General features: G+C 66.8%; 2 protein-coding genes. Both read right to left on the minus strand.

The window, feature by feature from the left end:
- Window positions 1-253: enoyl-CoA hydratase/isomerase family protein (locus tag AC1DWF_RS32740; protein WP_476842679.1), on the minus strand; the 253-nt coding region annotated here is incomplete at its 3' end.
- Window positions 254-255: 2 nt separating this feature from the next.
- The coding region (locus AC1DWF_RS32745; RefSeq protein WP_476842680.1) for a CaiB/BaiF CoA transferase family protein at window positions 256-960 on the minus strand (705 nt) is incomplete at its 5' end.

Below are 960 nucleotides of genomic sequence, written 5' to 3' on the forward strand. Positions count from 1 at the left end.
CCTCGGCGTCGGAGCGGCTCTTCTCGAACTGGCTGATGTCGGCGCCCGAGACGAAGGCCTTGCCGCCCGCGCCTTCCAGCACCACGCAGCGGATGCCGGGATCGGCCTCGAAGGCGTCGAGCGCCTCGGCCATGCCGTCCCACATCGCGATGCTCATCGCGTTGCGCTTCTCGGGCTGGTTGAACACGATCGTGCCCACGCCATCGGCCGTGCGGGCGAGGATCTTGCCCTCGGCGAAACTCGTCTCAGTCATCATTAGCTCCCCAGAACACCTTTCGCGCGCAGCGCGGAAATCTCGTCATTGCTCATCCCGGCCTCGGCCAGGATCTCGTCGGCATGCTCGCCCAGGGCCGGCACGCCGCGCCGGATGCCGGGCTGGTGGCCCTGCATGTTGATCGGCGTGCGAACCACGCCCGCCGTGCCGAGCTTCGCATGGGGGATCTGCCAGACCATGTCCAGATGCTCGACCTGCGGGTCCTCGAAGACCTCCTGGATGTTGTTGATCGGGCCGCAGGGGATGCCTGCCTCCTCGAGCTTCGCGATCCAGTATTCCGAGGGCTTCTGGCTGGTCACCTCTGATATGGCGGCGTTCAGCGCGGCGCGGTCCTTGGTGCGGCCTTCCGTGGTCTTCCATTCGGGCTTCTCGAGCCAGGCTTCCTGGCCAGCGGCCTTGCAGAAGACCTCCCAGAGCTTGGGAGAGGACGCCGCGATGTTGATCGGCTTGTCGGAGGACGGGAAGACGCCCATCGGCGTGTTCACGGGATGGTCGTTGCCGGCCTGGCCCGCGACCTCGCCCTTCTGCAGCCAGCGCGTGGCCTGGAAGTCGAGCATGAAGACCTCGGCCTCCAGCAGGCTGGTGTGGACGTAGCGGCCCTTGCCGGTCTTCTCGCGCTCGTACAGCGCCATGCTGATGGCGAGCGCCAGCAAGTTGCCCGCCGTCAGGTCGTTGATGGGGATGCC

The sequence above is a fragment of the Aminobacter sp. P4_D5 genome, from assembly GCF_056401815.1.